Genomic DNA, 14720 nt, shown 5'->3' with positions numbered 1-14720 from the left:
GGCGCCTTCGCCATGGACTTCAAGCCATACGGCCGAGGCGCGTTCGGGCAATTGACCAAGGCTCACGCCGGCAGGCCGCTCGTCGTGCATTTCTGGTCGGTGACCTGTCCGCCCTGCCTCGTGGAATTGCCGCAATGGGCGAAGATCGCCGCCGAGAAAAAGGGATTCGACATCGTCTTCGTCAACACCGACGGCGACGATGATCGCGCCCGCGCCGAGGCGCGCATCGAGAAGGTCGGGCTTTCGCGCGCGGATCACTACGGCTTCGCGGACGATTTTGTCGAAAAGCTTTATTTCGAAGCGGACAGCGCCTGGCGCGGAGAATTGCCCTTTACGGCGCTCGTCGCGCCTGACGGCGGCGTCGTGACGGTGACGGGCGCGGTCGACGATCCGCTCATCGTCGAATGGCTGGAGAAGCGCGTAGCCAAGTGAAGCGGCCGCTTACCAGCGGCCTCTCGCGTAAAGCACGCCGAGCACGATGAGAAGCGCCAGCAATTGCAGGCCGACGCGCCAGCGCATCAGCTTCTGCGAGCGGGCGGGCGCGCCCTCGCCGCCGCGAAACATATTGATGAAGCCGGCGACGACGACAAGAATCACCGCCGCGACGGCGACGACGACCAATAGATTTGAAGAACTTGGCATGAGCGGCGCGTCTCCCTACCCGCTGCGCTGTAGAGAAGCGCGCGCCCGCCGGCAAGGCGTTTATCGCCGCAGCAGGCGCTGCAGATAATCGAGCTCTTCCTGCGGGCGCTCAGGCTGACCGAGCCTGCGGCGCAGCTCTTCCTGCACGCGATGGGCGCGCTGCGCCGGCGGCAGGCCGAGCGGATCATATTTCCCATAGGCGTCGGGACGATTGCCGTCGCCCGACGCGCGCCCGAGCGGATCGCGGCCCTTGCCGCGGCGCCCGCGCCTGCCCGGGCTCCCGCCCTCTTCTTCAGCGTTTTGGTCGCCATCGCCGCGCATTTGCTGCGCCAGCCTGTCGGCGCCTTTACGCAACGCCTGCACGGCGCGCCCTTGCGCGTCGACCGCCCTGGCGCCGCCTTCGCCGGCCTTGCCGAGCGCGTCCTCCGCCTCCTTCATCGCGCGGCGCGCGTCGTCGAGCTCTTCGGCGGCTTCGACGCCGCCCTCGCGCAGCGCGTCCTGCTGGCGCTCAAGCCGCTCGCGAAGCGCCTGCTGGCGCTGGCGCTCGGCGCTGAGCTCCTCGTTCTGCGGCTGGCCCTTCTGACGATGGCCGCGCGCGCCGCGCGATTCCATATCGCTCGGCGCGTTCATCCCCTGGAAGGTGTCGTCGCGCAATTGCTGCTCTTCGCGCGACAACTGATCGAGTTCGTTGAGCGCGCGCGCCATTTCGCGTCCGCGCCCGCGACGCTGGCCCGCGCCCTGCGCCGTCTGCACATTTTCGAGAATGTCCTGGAGTTCCTCCAGAAGCCTTTGCGCTTGCGCCATGTCGCCCGCCTTCATGGCTCTGTTCATTTCGTCCAGCATCTGCTGCAACTCGTCGGGGGTGACGGTGTCGGCGCCGCCTTCCGCCTCTTGGAGCGGCGCTCCCGGGGGCGGCAATCGGCTGCCGAGCTGCTGGAGGAATTTATCGAGCGCGGCGCGAAGCTCCTCGGCGCGATTGGCGATGTCCTGCTCACTGTCGCCGCGCGCGATCGCATCCTTCAATTCGCGCTCCGCCGCGCGCAGTTCGCGCTCCGCTTGCGAGGTGTCGCCCTCCTCCAGGCCGAGCGCCATCGCCCACAGCATTTCACAGACGCCGCGCAATTCGTCGTCGCTGCGCGGACCCTCGAGACCGCGGCGCGCCTCGCGGAGGCCGAGATGGACGGCGGCAGGCGTATCGAAGGCTTCGGGCGCGATCGACAGCGCCTCGAGCGCCGCGCGGACGCTTGAGCGCGAATCCGGATCGAGCGCGAGGATGCGCCTCTGTTCGGCGAGCGCGCGCGCGAGCGGCTTGACGAAGCGGCGCTGCGGCAGAGTCACTTCAACCGATTCAGAAGCGCCTTCATTGTCCGCGGCGTCCTTGGCGACGAGGCGCATCGCGAGCTTCGCGCCGCCGAAAGGACTGTCGGCGAGATCAATTGTCGCCTTGGCCTCGCCCTGGCCGCCTCCGCCGGGCGGCAAAGCGAGCGCAAGACGCGGCGGCTCGTAGAGCGCGCGTCGCGCGCTGGGCGGGCCGCTAAAGACCGCTTCGGCGCCGACGACGCCGTAATCGTCCGTGGCGCGGAACGCGAGCGTCATCGAGCCCCGAACATTGTTGCGCGGCTTTTCCGTCAGAGCGATGCTCGGCGGCTTGTCTGGGATCGCCGCGAGATCGAAACGCCGGCCGTCGGAAAGCGAGACGTGCGCCGCGCCAGAGAGTTTGAACGCCTGCTCTTTCGACGCGCTCTTTTGCGAGTCCTCGACGGCGGCCTGCGCGGCGACCAGTCCGCCGGAGACGGATACGCCAGAGTCTGGGGGACGGATGCGCATCGTCGAATTGACCGGCGCCTCGACGGGCGCGTCGCCCTCCTTTGCGAGCACGATCGGCGGACGGCCGGTGTAGGCCGGCGGTTCGAGCCAGGCGTCGACGCGCGCGGCACTCCCGAAGCTCGCGGCAGCGCGCCAGTCAAACGCGGCGCCGAGGCGCGCGCGCTTTTCATCGCCTGCCGTGAATCCGGCGGCAACCGCCGCGACGAGCGCCAGCGCGCGCAGCGCGTAGGGGTCGCGCTGTGGGACGCGCGGATGCGGCGCCTCGATAGGCGTCTGCGCCAGCGCCGTCTCCAGGCGCTGGCGATGCAACGCCCAGAGCGCCTCGACGCCCGCGTCGGCGTTTTGGCTGGCGAGCCGATCCTCGAGTGAAGACGCAGGACGCAGCGCGGCGTCTGCGCCGCGGTCCAGCCGTTCGAGCGCGGCGGCGCGATGCGGCCAACCGCGCGCCGACTCTCGGGCGACGACATAGAGCGCGGCGAAGCCGAAGAGCGCCACGCCGCCGACGCGCGCCTCGAGCGGCGCGGCCTGCCAAAGTCCCAGCCAGGAGAGCGCCAGGAAGACGAGGACAATCGTGGCGAGCGCCAAGCCGGCCCGCCAGATGCGCTCGGCGAGAATCGCCAGCGCCGACTGGCGCAGCATCCCCTCGAGACGCGGCGAGGCCTTTTTCCCCGAGGGCGCATTTTGGTGCTGAAGCTCGTCCATTTACTCTCCGAGAGACGCGCCGATGACAATGGCGGTTTCATTACGGGCAGACAATCTTGGCCGTAGGAAAATGGTCAAATTCAGCGCATTGGCGCATCAAGGCCGGCGCGCGCTATCATTGCGGAATGATCCGCAAACCCAAGGGTGACGTCATCGGCGACGTCATTTCTCCCCCGATCGGCGATCTCGCGCTTCTGCCCGCGCCCGTCGCCAAGATCCGCGACAAAATTCTCGCCGCGACCGAGACCGGGGAGGTCGAGGCGCTCCGCATTCCGATCGACTGGAACGAGACGCGCCCGCTGTTCGCCAAGAGCGGCGCCTTCAAGGCCGGAACCGATCCCGTCGAGATTTTGAAGGCGCTTTCCTTCGATCGCAAGGGCCACGAGACGATTTCGCTCATCCGCGCGATTTTTGCGCAGCCATTCGTCAAGATCGTCCGCGGACCGACGACGCTCTACGAATGGCCGGCCTTTGCGCGCCGCGCACAGGCAGCGGCCAATGAGGACGAGGCGCGCGATAGGTGGCGCTGCGTGCGTTTCGCCGATCTTATACGCTCCAATGCCGAAGGGAAGCCGCGCGCGACGCGCATCGGCATCGGGTCGGACGGCGTTTGGCACTACTTCTGGAGCGAAGACTAGAAGTTCGCCGAAGCGTTGCAAGACGACGCGGCGGCAATCGCCGCGCCGGGATTTGGAGAGCCGTTCGGCAGGTTGAGCGCGACCGCCGGCTGCAAACATCAAGTTAGATTTCGCGCTCCTGTTCATGCGGCGCGGCGTGCGCGCGGCCTTCATCTTCGGCGCGTTTCAATTCTTCCGCCTCGTCGCCTTCGATCGCCCGCTCGGCGTCTTTCGCCGCCTTGTCGACCTTGCCGCTTTCGACGAATTTCCTCGTCGCCTCGTTATATTCTTTAGCGGCGGTGCGGCTGCCTTCGCCTTCATTCGTCGGCTGTACGTCTTTCTGCGCGGTCATCGCGTTCTCCTGTCGCTTTCCGCAGCGATGGCTTCGCGCTAGCTGGCGCGCCGTTCATCGCGTTTGCGCGTTTCGGCGGCCTTCTTGGCGGATGCCGAGCGTTCCGAAGCGGGACGCGACGCGGAAGCTTCGCCGCCGATCTTGCCGCCCTTGTGCGCCGCCGGATTGCCCGTCTTGGCGCCGCGGCCGGACCCCGATTTCTTGCCGCCGCCGTCGTCCTTGTTGACGGTCGCCCAGGCGCGGCGCTCGGCTTCCTTTTCGGGCACGCCGCGCTTCTCGTAGCCTTCCTCGATGTGCTCGGCCTTGCGTTTCTGCTTGTCGGTATAGGCCGACTTGTCTCCCTGCGGCATGGCTCATCTCCTTTTGCGCGCAATTGGGATGAGCGACTAACCGCGCGCGAGTTCTCAATGTTCCGGGCGTGCGCCCAAACTTTGCAAAAGGAGCTTAGAGAGCGTTCCAGAAGCGCATCGGCGCGCCTTGCGACGGCGTTACGAGTTCGCCTTCCCACATGACCTTGGCGCCGCGCACGAACGTCCCGACCGGCCAGCCGACGACTTCTTTGCCATCATAGGGCGTCCAGCCGACGCGCGAGGCGATCCAGGAGTTGCGGATCGTCTCGCGCCGCTTCATGTCGACGATGGTGAGATCCGCGTCATAGCCGACGGCGACGCGCCCCTTGCCGGCGATGCCGAAAAGCCGCGCCGGACCCGCGCTCGTCAGGTCGACGAAACGCTGCAGGGTCAATCGGCCGGCGTTGACGTGATCGAGCAGCATCGGAACGAGGGTCTGCACGCCTGTCATCCCTGACGGGCTGTTGGGGTAAGCCTTGGCCTTCTCTTCCAGCGTATGAGGCGCATGGTCGGAGCCCAGCACGTCGACGACGCCCTGCGCCACGCCGCGCCAGAGGGCTTCGCGATGGCGCGCCTCCCGCACCGGCGGATTCATCTGCGCGAGCGTCCCGATGCGCGCATAATCGCTGTCGTCCATCGTCAGATGATGCGGCGTCACTTCGACGCTGGCGATGTCCTTATGTTCGGCGAGCAGCGCGATCTCTTCTTGCGTCGTCACATGCAGCACATGCACGAGCGCGCCCTTCTCGCGCGCGATGTGCATCAGCCGCCGCGTCGCGCGCACCGCGGTTTCGACGTCGCGCCAGACCGGATGCGACGACGGGTCGCCGATGATGCGCAGGGACTTGCGCAGATTCAGCCGGTCTTCGTCTTCGCTGTGAAAGGCGGCGCGCCGGCGGATATGCGACAGCACGTCGGCGACGCCGGCGTCATCGGCGATGAGCAGCGAGCCGGTCGAGGAGCCCATGAACACTTTGATCCCCGCCGCGCCGGGAAGCCGCTCCAATTCGCCCAGGTCACGAGCGTTCTCATGCGTGCCGCCGACCCAGAAGGCGAAATCGCAATGCATGCGCCCGCTCGCGCGCGCCACCTTGTCGGCGAGCTCCGCTTCGCCCGTCGTCAGCGGATTGGTGTTGGGCATGTCGAAAACGCCGACGACGCCGCCCAGAACCGCGCCGCGCGATCCAGATTCAAGGTCTTCCTTATGCGGCGCGCCGGGCTCGCGGAAATGCACCTGCGTGTCGATGACGCCGGGCAGAATATGCAGGCCGCGACAGTCGATCGTCTCACCGGCCGAGGCGCGAGACAGATCGCCGATCTCGGCGATCTTGCCGTCGCGGACGCCGACGTCGCGCGCGCCCTCCCCGTCCTGATTGACGAGCGCGCCGCCGGAGAGGATGACGTCGAAAACCTGCGGCATGAGTGGCGCCTCACTTGCGATGTCGTCGCGGGGTGGAGTTTTGTTGCTAATGCGCCAAAGGCGCGCGAGACTCAAGCAGCTGGCGGCGGAGGCGGAAGAGAAACATGACGACGGCGATTCTGCTCGATGACCGCGCAATCATCGAGATTGCGGGCGAAGACGCGGGCAAGTTCCTGCATAATCTGGTGACCAACGACGTCGCCTCGCTCAAGCCGGACGAGGCGCGCTTCGCCGCGCTGCTGACGCCACAGGGCAAGATCTTGTTCGATTTTCTGGTCTTTGCCGCGGGCGAAGGAGGCTATCTGCTCGATTGTCCGCTCGCCCTTTCCGCCGATCTCGAAAAACGTCTGAATATTTACAAGCTGCGTTCGAAAGTGACGGTGACGAACCGCAGCGGCGACCTCGACGCGATCGCCTTTCCCGACTCGACCGAAGCGCCGAACGTCGAGGCGGTCGCCATCGCCGCCGATCCGCGCGGCCCGCTCGGATTCCGCGCCATCGCGGCAAAAGGCAAGATACCGACGGCAGACGGGCGGAGCGCCTACGAGGCCCGGCGCATCCATGCCGGCGTGCCGCTTGGCGGCGTCGATTTCGACTATGGCGCAACCTTTCCTCACGAAGCCAATATGGATCTGCTCGCGGGGCTCGATTTCAAGAAGGGCTGCTATGTCGGGCAGGAAGTGGTGTCGCGGATGAAGCACCGCGGCCTGGTGCGCAAACGGGTCACGAAATATCGCGCGGAAGGCGGCGCGCCCGCGCCGGGCGAAACGATCCGCGCCGGCGACGTTGAAATCGGCGTCACCGGCTCGCGCCTTCATGAAGAGGGTCTCGCCTTGATCCGTCTCGACCGTCTCGGCGACGCCCTGGCGGCAGGCGCGACGCCCGTGGCGGCGGGGGCGGATTTGTCTTTTGAGACGCCAGATAAGCCGCCGCCATAAAGATGCGACGGAAGCCGGTTCAGTGCAGCGAATGAGGCGCCATCACGCTTTCCCGAGCTTGGTCTTCTCGGATGCTTTCCTGCGGAGGGAGTGTGCGTACCAGCCTGCGCCGAGAGCAAGCGCCACGCCGGTGGCGATGGCGACTGCGGTCCAATCGCGCAGAAACTCTTGGCCGACCGAGAAGGCGAAACGTGCGTTGTATTCCTTGCGGCCATCCGGGCTCCGCGCCCGCACCAGGGCGACGAAGTCTCCCTTTCGCTTAAAGTCGTGTTCGAGCTGGATGACCCCGCTCCGGAACTGCGCGGGGGGGAGATAGGCTTCGTTCGGCGCCGCGTCTTCGTCCCCCTTCGGATCCGCCTCGACGATGCGGATTTCCACCGTCATGTCCCGCAACTCGTCCTGCAACGTGTCGATCACCATCGTCGTCGGACCCGTTTCGGGAATGTCCTCGCAGAACTGGCTTCTAGATTGCGTCGGCTGGTAGAAGCTGAAGGTAATGACGTCCGGCCCCATCTGGGCCGAGCATTCCCGAACTTTCTGGAACGCCTTGGCGGAATCCCTGCGCACCGCTTGCGCGTCCGCGCCGGCGATCAAGCCGATCGCCGCCAGGAGAATGAAGAACAGCCTAATTCTGAACATGTTTCCGCCCAGCTTCGACAGCGTGTTTCGAAAATCGAGAATGCCGCATTTTTGGGCCTGCCGTCCATCGCCCCCCGCCGCCAATGACGACGAGAGGCGACGAAATGAGTTCGATCCTGGGAGATTTTCGCATTCCTCCCGCGCCGCGCCGTCGTTCGTCAGGAGGTCCGAACGCCGTCGCGGCGCGAGCATCTTGAGCCTTACGCGCCCGTCAACAGCTCGACGCCGTCCTTGCCGATGACGCGATGGATGTTCAGCAGGAGCTGGATCACGACTCCGAACACGCCGAGCGCCATCCAGCCGAAGAACACGAAGCCCCAATGCAGCGGCGCAACGAACAGTTCTTCCATGAACCAGAACGTGTGGCCCCACTCATTCAGGCCGACGTTCGGGATGATCATGAAGGGTCCGATCGAGACGATCAGATAGGCAATCGAATAGCCCTTGGAGAAATACGGAAGACGCGTCTTCGCATAGAAGAAGCCGCCAACCGCGATCACCGAGTAGATCGGGTAGCTCATATAGAACTCGATGATGTGCGACGGGGTGAAGTCCGTGTCGCGAATCACCGTCATGTGCCAGGTGCCGTCCTGCTCCGTGAAGAAGGACGCGCCCCAATAGATCGCCGCCGCATAGACCACGAGCCATGCGGCATTATCAACGATGGCCTTCATTTCCTGCCGCGGCGTGACCGTCGACATCTCGCGAACGCGCGTCTTCCAGAGCCAGCCGGCGAGGCCGATGCCCGAGATGAGTTCAAGCGGAATTTCGGTCCACAAGATACTCATCCAGTAGGTTTGAAACTCTGGCGCGAATGAATCGAGCCCGGCCCGCCAGCCGTAAATCTGCTCGTAGATGCGCACGACGAGATAGAAGCCGTTGAGCACCGCAAGCCCGATCCACATTCCCTTCAATTCGACGATCGGCTCGGCGCGATCAAGGGCGCCTGCTGCCGATTGCGTGGTTACGCTCATTTTTCTCTCCTTCAGTTCGACCGAAAAACGACGATAATTTTTCGGCGGCCTTCAGGATTGCGCGCAAAGCGGCGCAGCGCAGCGCGCCGGATTAGACATTGGTCGGGCTATATCGGACAGCGACAGCGCTGTTTCACAGGGAGGCTCCGACCTGGACGCAAGGCGGGCGTTTTGCAGTGATGCTGCGCCCGAGCGCTTAAGTGATGCGCCAATTATTTTTGGCGCGCTTGGACCCATCTCCGGTAGGCGCCGGGGGTCATACCTGAATATCGAGAAAACGCGCGACGAAAACTGGCTTCGTCAGCATAGCCAGCGCTCGCCGCCAAGCGCTTCACGGTGTGTGCCGTCGTTTCGAGCAGGGTTCTCGTGGCTTCGAAACGAATCCGTTCGATGAAGTGCTTCGGCGTCTCGCCTGATGCGCGCTGGAGATAGCGGTGCAGGGTTCGAACCGAAGTGCCGAGCGCACGCGCGAGGCCTAGCACGGTCAACGGAGCGTCGCCCGCCTGCCGAATAATGTGTTCAGCCTTCAATAGAAACGGGTCGGACGCAGCCAAATGACCAAGTGGAACGTAGTTAAATTGCGTTGACGGAACAGTGTCGACGACCGTGAAGTCGGCGGCGATCTTGGCGGCGGAAACGCCATAAAGCGAACGTATTACATGAAGACAAAGGTCTATCCACGACATAGGGCCTCCAGCCGTGACGACTCGATTGTCCTCGATCAGTGAAGCGCCCCACAGAGCGTCGGCGCGTGGATACCGATCTCTCAATTCATCGTGTCGCCACCAGGTTGTCGTGCAGCGTCGACCATCGAGGAGGCCCGCTTCGCCAAGCAAAAATACGCCGCTGCACGAGCCGCATACCAGTGCGCCGAGCGCATGTTGGCGCCGCAACCATGCGGCCGCAGCGTCGATCGACGCTGTGCCGAGGAAGCGATCACCGTCGTCACAAAGGTAGCCAGGAACAATGACGGCGCTCGCTGGGATCGCTGTAATGCTCCTGTCCACTTCCAGTCGACGACCGCTACTGTCCTGGATTGGCTGTCCATCAAAACTTGCGGTGGAGACGCTGATCGGCTCGCGATTTTCGTCCTTGGAAATCGTAAGCCAACTTAACTTCAGCATGTCCACGGCGCCGATCAAACCGGCGCCGAGGCAGCCGTCGTAACCGAGGACGATCACTTCCATGGTCGAGCCCGTTGCAGCCCGAAGCTGCGCCAGCGGCCCGTCCCTCCTCAGCGGCAGTTACCGCGGACGAGTTCAGGGGCAGCCTGGAGTTTATCTGCGAGAACATCTATCTTCTCGATCGACGGCGGTTTGGCAAGGAGCTCCGGCGCTTTCGCCATCAACGCTTTCGCGACTTCGCCGGAAAGATGCGCCGCGCGGCCCTCTTCGTCGGGAAAAACGTCGAAGATGGCGAAGGTGGAGGGCCCTGTGCGAACCGCAAACCAAGCGGTCGTGTCGGGCTCGGCCTCGACCAGTTCCAAAGCGCCGATCAAAAACTGCGCCAGCTGCATTTCTTTTCCGGGTTGCGCCTCCAGCGTCACAAACAATCCAACCTTGGTCATCGCCTTACTCCCGCTGGTTGCGCGCCTCTTTGCCGCCCAAACGCTTGTAGGCGACAAAAAGCTCTCTAAGGGAAAAAGCCGTAATCAATCCCGCCGTCGCGAGACTGGCGGCGAGGAGAAAGCTGTTGCCGCCCACGCCCGCCGATTCATCGGCGATCGCATCACTTGCGACGTAATAGGCGCATGCCCAGACGACGACGATCCAGATCAAGACGCCCGCCGCATACAAGGCGTCAACATTGATCCACTGGCTTCTGGCGTGTTGTTGTGACGCTTTGACCATCGCAACCTCCGCAGATGAAAGACGGGAACTAGCGTGGCGCGATCCTGTGTTTCAACGCGTTTCGGCGCAGCACGCCAGTTCTGCCAAAAACGGTGCAGAATGCGCCACTGCGAACTCGGGTCAGGAGTTTGGGCCTGGCCGTTGAATTCTTTCGAGATGTTGCAGCCCGGGAGAAGGCCTACGAAAGGATGGGAGCCTGTTCTATGGCGTCACTGCAATTCAGCGCAGTCAAAATTCTAGCTCACTGGCTTTGCTGTCGCAGAGCCCTAAAACGCAAAAAAGCCCGCGCCAAGTGGTCTTTCAAAGACCGACGAAGCAGCAAGGATCAGCGAACCAAAGTATCCAGCGCGACGTCCATAGCGCGGACGAGCGCCATATTGCCGAAGAGAATGACCGCTATCGCGAGCGCGACGTAAAGCACGTCGGTCAACGCAAGATGTCCAGCCGTATGCTCGGCAACGTTGCGTTCAGTCGGCTGCACGTCCATCTGATTTTCCTTCCAGCGTAAAAATTATCGTTCTGGTCATTTTTCGTACAAAACCCGCCTGCTTGATGTGCGGAAACACACAAGCGATGCTCAACGCTTCAGCCGCCGATTGGTTGCCTTAATAAACCCACAAAGATTGAAGTTTTGTGACTTCGACCTCAAACTTCATGGCCAATCCATCGCCAAGCGGTTCGCGTCCGCGACGTGCTGCGACGCGGCCCGGCTTTCGTTTCGGCGGAAAAGCTCTATAAGTTCAGGGCTCGAACCGGCTGCAGGCGCATGCTTAGAATGGCCGGGCAAGGGTGGACAGCGCCACAGAGCGAAAGAAGGGAAGGGCCACACGTGAGCGGAAGCCTGAACATCAGCGGCCGCACGACCGAAAGCGTCAACGCGCTCGCGGGCGCGCTGGTCGACCGTCTCGTCGCCGGCGCGGCGAAATATCGGATCGCCGTCGAGCGCGGCAGTCTCGGCGAATTGCTGATCGACGCCGGCGCCAAGGCGCCGGGCGGCATTGAGGCCGGCCTGCTGCTGACCGAGATTTGCATGGGCGGACTTGGCAGCGTCACCCTTTCCCACGCGCCGGCCGCGCCCAAATGGCCGTTTTGGCTGACCGTGGCCAGCGCCGATCCCGTCGTCGCCTGCCTCGCCAGCCAATACGCCGGCTGGAGCCTGAGCCACGAAAAATTCTTCGCTCTCGGGTCGGGCCCAGGCCGCGCCCAGGCGCGCGCCGAAAAGCTCTTCGATGAGCTGTCGTATCGCGATCTCGCCGACCGCGTCACCATCGTCCTCGAAAGCGGCTCTCCGCCGCCCAAGGAAGTCGTCGAGAAGGTCGCCGCGCGCTCGGGCGTGACGCCGGACAAGGTCGCCTTCATTTATGCGCCGACGCAGTCGCTCGCCGGCGGCGTTCAGGTGGTCGGCCGGGTGCTCGAAGTCGCGTTGCACAAGGCGCATGAGCTGCATTTTCCGCTCGACGACATTATCGACGGCGTCGCGACGGCGCCGCTCTCGCCGCCCCACCCCGACTTCGTGCAGGCGATGGGCCGGACCAATGACGCGATCATATACGCCGGGCGCGCCCATCTTTTCGTGAAGGGCTCGGCCGCCGCCGCCAAGGAGCTCGCCGAGAAGCTGCCGAGCGACACGTCGCGCGATTATGGCCAGCCGTTCGCCGAAATCTTCAAGGCGTATAAGGGCGACTTCTATAAGATCGACGGCAGCCTGTTTTCGCCGGCCGAAGCGCTGGTGACGGCGGTCGAGACGGGTGAAACCTTCCGCGCCGGCGAGATCAATCTGGCGCTGCTCGATAAATCGTTTGGCGGGTGATCGCCGGGGCGTTGTTTGACTGCGTTCGACCTGCTCGATAGATCCGATCCCACTGCTCCTCTGAGCGACGATAGAGGGCCGCCGCCGCGCGTGGCGGTCTTCACCGACAAGCTCGACTGGCATGTGATCCGCACGCTCCGCGCCTTGCGCAGGCAGGGCGCAACGCCCGTCGCGGTGCGGCTCTCCGCCTGCAAGATCGAGACGGGCCGCGCCCAGGGCCTCATCATCCCTGGATTTCACGATCTCCCTGATCTCGCTATCGTTCGCGCCATCGGCGACGGGTCGCTCGAAGCGATCACCATGCGGCTCGGGGTCCTGCACGCCCTGGAGGCGCTCGGCGTCCCTGTCGTCAACAGCGCGCGCGCGATCGAACGCTGCACCGATAAATCCATGGCGAGCTTTCTTCTGGCGCAGGCCGGACTGCCGGCGCCGCAGACCTTTGCGGCGCAGACTCTCGCGCAGGCGCGCGCCATTGCGCGGCGCGAATGCGCCAAGGGCCCACTTGTGTTGAAGCCGCTCTTCGGGGCGCAGGGCTGGGGGCTGCGATTGATCGAGCGCGAAAGCGATCTGCCGTCGCTTCAGGACGCGCGCGGCGTGTTCTATCTCCAGCGCTTCGTCGGCCCGGCGCGGCCGCCCTTCGAAGATATGCGCATTCTCGTTTCAGGCGGCGAAACCATCGCCGCCATGCGCCGGCGCTCGAGCCATTGGATCACCAATGTACGGCAGGGCGCGAAGCCGCTCGCCGTCGAGCCGTCGGCGCGGGAGGCGGAGATCGCGCTCGCCGCCGCAGAGGCGCTCGGCGTCGACTTCGCGGGCGTCGACATCATCAATGACGACCGCGGCGCGCCGCTTATTCTTGAAGTCAACAGCATGGCGGGCTGGAGCGGACTGCAACGGGTGACGCCTTTCTCGATCGCCGACAGAGTCACCGCCGACGCGCTTGCGCAAATGACGCGCGCGCGACTTCGCGGCTGACGTGGCGAATTTCGCAGCCGACCCGCAAGAGATCGCGACCGCCTTCGTCGCCGCCTGCGAGGCGGAGCTGCAAGCGCCCAAGCCCGGCAATGTTCATGTTTTCGCCGACGGCCATGGCATGACCACGGCGGATTTCCTCGCCAGCGCCGAGGCCGCCGCCCCCTTCATCGGCGCGGAGCGATCGACCGTCGGCGCCCGCATCGCCGGCGCGATCGAAGCGACGCGGGCGCGCGTCGGGCAAAACACCAATCTCGGCATCGTCCTGCTCTGCGCGCCGCTGGCGCAAGCCGCGACGACCGCGCAAAGCGCCGATCTGCGTCGGGAGACGGAGCGCGTCCTGCAGGGCCTCGACATAATCGACGCCGACGCCGCGTTTCGCGCCATCGCCCATGCGCGGCCGGCGGGACTTGGAGATGCGCCGCAGCACGACGTCCATGCGCCGGCGCAAACGACTCTTCTCGAAGCGATGCGCGCCGCCGCCGACCGCGACCGTATCGCCTGGCAATACGCCAATGGCTTCGCCGATATTTTCGACCTTGGCCTTACGACGCTCGGGGAGGCGCGCACGCGAAGCGCCGATGCGGCGCTCGGAACGCTCGCCGTCTATGCGGCCTTTCTCGCCGCTTTTCCGGATAGCCATATTGCGCGCAAACATGGGGCCGCCGCCGAGGCGGTCCGCGGCGAGGCGACGCGTTTTGAAAAGAGTCTCAAGAACGCCAAAGGCCGCGAGACGGCGTTCGAACTGGCGTTGGACTTCGATCGCGCGCTGAAACAGCGTGGGTTGAATCCCGGCACAAGCGCCGATCTGACCGTCGCGGTTCTTTTCGCCGATTATCTGGCGGCCATCTTGGCAAGGCCGCGCAAAAATGGTTGAGTCCGCCGCGCGCGGGATGGACTCGCGGCTATCTGACCACCGGTCGGATCGGGCTTTTTCGCTCGGCGCCGAAGAGGGGATAGAGTCGCTCGGGGCCGAATGGCGCGCGCGATCATGAGGAATTCTGGGAGGAACACATGGCTTTAATCAACAAGATGCTGGTCGGCGAGTCGCTGGTCGGCGACGGCAATGAAGTTGCGCATATCGACCTGATCATGGGTCCGCGCGGTTCGGCGGCCGAGCTCGCCTTCGCCAACGCGCTCGTCAACAACAAGGACGGCTTCACGACGCTGCTCGCGGTCGTCGCGCCGAACCTGCTGTGCAAGCCCAACACGATCCTCTTCAACAAGGTGACGATCAAGGGCGCCAAGCAGGCGGTGCAGATGTTCGGCCCGGCGCAGCATGGCGTCGCCAAGGCCGTTGCGGATTCGGTCGCCGAGGGCGTGATCCCGATGGATGAGGCCGACGACATCTTCATTGCGGTCGGCGTGTTCATTCACTGGGACGCTTCGGACGACAAGAAGATCCAAGACTACAATTATACCGCGACGAAGGAAGCGATCGCGCGCGCCGTCAAGGGCGAGCCGAAGGCTTCGGAAGTCGTCGCCAAGCGCAACGAAGCCAAGCACCCCTTCGCGCCGAACTGAACCGCGTAGGAACATGCGCAGCGGGGAGCCGAACGCTCCCCGCCGCCGCGCTCGCAGCCGACCGACGCCGCCGCTCAAGCGGCCAAGCATCGACGCTGCAAAA

18 protein-coding genes are annotated in these 14720 nt (G+C 64.6%); 7 read left to right on the top strand and 11 right to left on the bottom strand.

From position 1 onward, the window contains the following. The first annotated feature begins 12 nt into the window (after positions 1–12). Positions 13–432, top strand: a complete 420-nt coding sequence (locus HUN39_RS12085; RefSeq protein ID WP_232366066.1) for a TlpA family protein disulfide reductase — start codon at positions 13–15, stop codon at positions 430–432. A 9-nt stretch (positions 433–441) separates the two neighbouring features. Here the strand turns inward: HUN39_RS12085 and HUN39_RS12080 are convergent, their stop codons facing one another. Together HUN39_RS12080 and HUN39_RS12075 are read right to left on the bottom strand one after the other, a co-directional pair. Beyond that, positions 442–642 (bottom strand): twin transmembrane helix small protein, encoded by a 201-nt coding sequence (locus tag HUN39_RS12080; RefSeq protein ID WP_123176941.1) that lies wholly within the window; start codon positions 640–642, stop codon positions 442–444. Between the two features lie 60 nt (positions 643–702). Beyond that, positions 703–3171, bottom strand: a complete 2469-nt coding sequence (locus HUN39_RS12075; RefSeq protein ID WP_175094751.1) for a TIGR02302 family protein — start codon at positions 3169–3171, stop codon at positions 703–705. Positions 3172–3227: 56 nt separating this feature from the next. Between HUN39_RS12075 and HUN39_RS12070 the strand changes: the two genes are divergently transcribed. Then, positions 3228–3809: a hypothetical protein gene (locus HUN39_RS12070; protein ID WP_232366065.1), complete on the top strand. Its 582-nt coding sequence runs from the start codon at positions 3228–3230 to the stop codon at positions 3807–3809. A gap of 103 nt (positions 3810–3912) precedes the next feature. On the opposite strand, the gene HUN39_RS12065 is transcribed toward HUN39_RS12070, so the two are convergent. From HUN39_RS12065 to HUN39_RS12055, 3 genes are all read right to left on the bottom strand, one after another. Beyond that, a complete protein-coding gene (locus HUN39_RS12065) occupies positions 3913–4140 on the bottom strand; it encodes a hypothetical protein (protein ID WP_175094750.1) in 228 nt (75 codons plus the stop codon). A gap of 38 nt (positions 4141–4178) precedes the next feature. Next, entirely contained in the window at positions 4179–4490 is a 312-nt protein-coding gene (locus HUN39_RS12060) for a plasmid stabilization protein (RefSeq protein WP_175094749.1), read from the bottom strand. A gap of 94 nt (positions 4491–4584) precedes the next feature. Beyond that, complete coding sequence (locus HUN39_RS12055; protein WP_175094748.1) at positions 4585–5910, bottom strand: dihydroorotase; 1326 nt, start codon at positions 5908–5910, stop codon at positions 4585–4587. Between the two features lie 104 nt (positions 5911–6014). On the opposite strand from HUN39_RS12055, the gene ygfZ reads away from it, so the two are divergent. Then, positions 6015–6848, top strand: coding sequence for a CAF17-like 4Fe-4S cluster assembly/insertion protein YgfZ (gene ygfZ, locus HUN39_RS12050; protein ID WP_175094747.1), 834 nt, complete (start codon positions 6015–6017; stop codon positions 6846–6848). Positions 6849–6890: 42 nt separating this feature from the next. Here ygfZ and HUN39_RS12045 read toward each other — a convergent pair whose 3' ends face one another. The 6 genes from HUN39_RS12045 to HUN39_RS12020 all read right to left on the bottom strand — a co-directional run bounded on the left by HUN39_RS12045 (position 6891) and on the right by HUN39_RS12020 (position 10798). Next, on the bottom strand, positions 6891–7487 hold the full coding sequence (locus tag HUN39_RS12045) for a hypothetical protein (RefSeq protein WP_232366064.1): 597 nt from the start codon (positions 7485–7487) through the stop codon (positions 6891–6893). A gap of 200 nt (positions 7488–7687) precedes the next feature. After that, the gene (amoC, locus tag HUN39_RS12040; protein WP_175094746.1) at positions 7688–8461 is read right to left on the bottom strand and encodes a bacterial ammonia monooxygenase, subunit AmoC; all 774 of its coding nucleotides are present in this window, start codon (positions 8459–8461) and stop codon (positions 7688–7690) included. Positions 8462–8673: 212 nt separating this feature from the next. Then, positions 8674–9648 carry a GlxA family transcriptional regulator gene (locus HUN39_RS12035; protein WP_175094745.1) on the bottom strand — a complete coding sequence of 325 codons (975 nt, stop codon included), beginning with the start codon at positions 9646–9648 and terminating at the stop codon, positions 8674–8676. Between the two features lie 47 nt (positions 9649–9695). Then, the gene (locus tag HUN39_RS12030; RefSeq protein WP_175094744.1) at positions 9696–10028 is read right to left on the bottom strand and encodes a putative quinol monooxygenase; all 333 of its coding nucleotides are present in this window, start codon (positions 10026–10028) and stop codon (positions 9696–9698) included. Positions 10029–10032: 4 nt separating this feature from the next. Then, positions 10033–10311, bottom strand: a complete 279-nt coding sequence (locus HUN39_RS12025) for a hypothetical protein (protein WP_175094743.1) — start codon at positions 10309–10311, stop codon at positions 10033–10035. 325 nt (positions 10312–10636) lie between these two features. Then, positions 10637–10798: a hypothetical protein gene (locus HUN39_RS12020; RefSeq protein WP_175094742.1), complete on the bottom strand. Its 162-nt coding sequence runs from the start codon at positions 10796–10798 to the stop codon at positions 10637–10639. Positions 10799–11140: 342 nt separating this feature from the next. Here HUN39_RS12020 and mch point away from each other — a divergent pair, with 342 nt between their 5' ends. The 4 genes from mch (at position 11141) to fae (ending at position 14617) form a co-directional block, all read left to right on the top strand. Beyond that, positions 11141–12121 (top strand): methenyltetrahydromethanopterin cyclohydrolase, encoded by a 981-nt coding sequence (mch, locus tag HUN39_RS12015; RefSeq protein ID WP_175094741.1) that lies wholly within the window; start codon positions 11141–11143, stop codon positions 12119–12121. Positions 12122–12211: 90 nt separating this feature from the next. Then, positions 12212–13096: an ATP-grasp domain-containing protein gene (locus HUN39_RS12010; protein ID WP_175094792.1), complete on the top strand. Its 885-nt coding sequence runs from the start codon at positions 12212–12214 to the stop codon at positions 13094–13096. A gap of 1 nt (position 13097) precedes the next feature. Continuing rightward, on the top strand, positions 13098–13970 hold the full coding sequence (locus tag HUN39_RS12005; protein WP_175094740.1) for a triphosphoribosyl-dephospho-CoA synthase: 873 nt from the start codon (positions 13098–13100) through the stop codon (positions 13968–13970). A 137-nt stretch (positions 13971–14107) separates the two neighbouring features. Continuing rightward, complete coding sequence (fae, locus tag HUN39_RS12000; RefSeq protein ID WP_026223198.1) at positions 14108–14617, top strand: formaldehyde-activating enzyme; 510 nt, start codon at positions 14108–14110, stop codon at positions 14615–14617. The last annotated feature ends 103 nt before the right edge of the window (positions 14618–14720 follow it).

Origin of the sequence: Methylocystis silviterrae (assembly GCF_013350005.1) — a bacterium.
In the GTDB taxonomy this organism is placed as follows: domain Bacteria; phylum Pseudomonadota; class Alphaproteobacteria; order Rhizobiales; family Beijerinckiaceae; genus Methylocystis; species Methylocystis silviterrae.
The sequence above is the reverse complement of the archived record's forward strand: the minus strand, read 5'-3'. Positions and strand labels throughout refer to the sequence as shown.